This window comes from Arhodomonas sp. KWT (assembly GCF_010993615.1).
The window spans coordinates 1-2039 of the sequence record NZ_WNXE01000340.1 but is presented as its reverse complement, the minus strand read 5'-3'; the positions used below and the strand labels follow the sequence as shown (position 1 = coordinate 2039).

The 2039-nt window shown below is 74.2% G+C and carries 1 protein-coding gene; it reads right to left on the bottom strand.

From position 1 onward, the window contains the following. On the bottom strand, nt 1–2039 hold a 2039-nt coding region (locus G7A99_RS18670; protein WP_163143013.1), incomplete at both ends, for a molybdopterin cofactor-binding domain-containing protein.

Genomic DNA, 2039 nt, shown 5'->3' with positions numbered 1-2039 from the left:
CGACGAGGCCGCGCAGCCGGTCCGCCAGACGCCGCCACCACGACGGCTGGCCACCGCCGAGCTCCGCGGCGAGGCGGGTGAAAATCTGGCCGATGATGACCCGCGCCGCCCCCTGGAGCATGCGCGCGCCCACGGCCGCGACCTTGCCGCCGACGGCGGCCTCGTAGTCGTAGTCGAGCCGGGTGCCGCCGTCGTCGAGGGCGGTGAGACGCACCCGCGCGCTGCCCTCGGCGGACCCCATGGCGCTCTCGCCCACGCCGCTCAGGCGCAGCGAGTGCGGCGGGTCGAGCTCGCTCAGGGTGATTCGCGCCTCGTAGCGGGCGCGGATCATGCCCACGCCCACGGTGACGTCGGCGCGGTAGGCGTTCTCGCCGGTGGCCTCGAGCTCGTGGCAGCCCGGGATGATCGCGGCGAGGGTCGCCGGCTCGAGCATGCGGTGGAACACGGTCTCCGGCGGCGCCGGCATGGTCACCGAGTCGCTGGCGCGCAGCCCCGAGCCCCCGCCCCTGGGCGCGGCGGCGGGCTCCAGGCCGGCCGGCGGCTCCGGTTCGTCGATGCCGATCATGCCGCGCACCCGCGCCGGGGTGAGCGGCAGCTCGATGTCCGCGCGGCCGAGGGCGTCCGCCACGGCGTTGGCGATGCACACGGGCGTGGACATGTTGTTGCCCTCGCCCACGCCCTTGGCGCCCAGCGGCGTGAACGGCGACGGCGTCTCCATGTGCAGGATCACCGGCTCCGGCACCTCCATGGAGGTGGGGATGAGGTAGTCCGCCAGAGTGCCGGCGAGGAAGCTGCCGTCGTCGCCGTAGGCGAACTCCTCCATCAGCGCCGCGCCCAGGCCCTGGGCGAAGCCGCCGCGGACCTGGCCGTCCACGAGCTGCGGATTGAGGATGCGCCCCGGGTCGTGGAGGGTGACGTAGCGGTCGATGCGCACTGCGCCGGTGACCGGGTCGATCTCCACGCCGCAGTAGTCGAACACGAAGCCGTAGCACAGCGAGCTGTTGATGTGGTCGCCCTCGTCCGGGGCGGCGAGCTCCGGCGGGGTCCAGAACGCGGTCTCGCGCAGCCCGCCCGGCTCGCCCTCCGGGAGCGTGCCGGGGGCCCAGTGCACCGCGCCGGCGACGCGGTGGAAGGACATCGAGGCGCTACCGTCATCGGCGCCGGCGTGCACGCGCCCGCCGGCGAAACGCACCGTCTCCGGGGCCACGCCCAGCGGCCCGGCCGCGATGCCGGCGAGGCGGTCACGCACCCGCGTGGCGGCCTTGTGCACGGCGCCGGCCACCGCGCCGGAGAAGCGGCTGGAATAGTTGCCCGAGGCGATGGACCAGGCGTCCTTCTGGGTGTCGAGCTCGACGTTCACCGTCACCGACTCGAAGGGCACGCCGAGCACGTCCGCCACCACCTGGGCGGCGACGGTGCGGTGCCCCTGTCCCTGGGGCGTGGAGGAGACGTGCACGCTCACGGCGCCGAGGGGATCGACGCTCACGGTGGCGGTGCTCACCGCGCCGTTCTTGGGCCCGGCCTTGCGCCGCTCCTCCGGGGTCATCACGGTGGTGATGTAGCCCATGTTGGATATCGAGGGCTCAACCGCCGCGCAGAAACCGATGCCGTAGTAGCGGCCCTCCCGCCGGGCGGCGTCCCGGCGCTCGCGCAGCTCCGCCAGCCCGCCGTCGCGCTCGGCCAGCTCCACCGCCGCCGGGTAGTCGCCGGAGTCGAGCAGCGAGCCCGCGGGGGCGCGGTACGGGAAGGCCTCCGGCGGCACCAGGTTGCGCCGGATCACCGTCAGCGGGTCGAGCCCCAGGGTCGCGGCGATGTGCTGCATCAGCCGCTCCAGGGCGTAGTAGACCTGGGGCCCGCCGAAGCCGCGGTTCAGCCCGGTGGGCGTCTTGTTGGTGAGCACCACGCGGTTGCGCACCGCGAGGTGGCGGATGTCGTAGGCACCGGTGAGGGTGCCGTGCATGCGGTAGAAGGTGGCCGGCTCGGGGGCGCGCAGGTAGGCGCCGCAGTCGTCGAGCTGGTCGTAGCGCAGTGCGGTGACG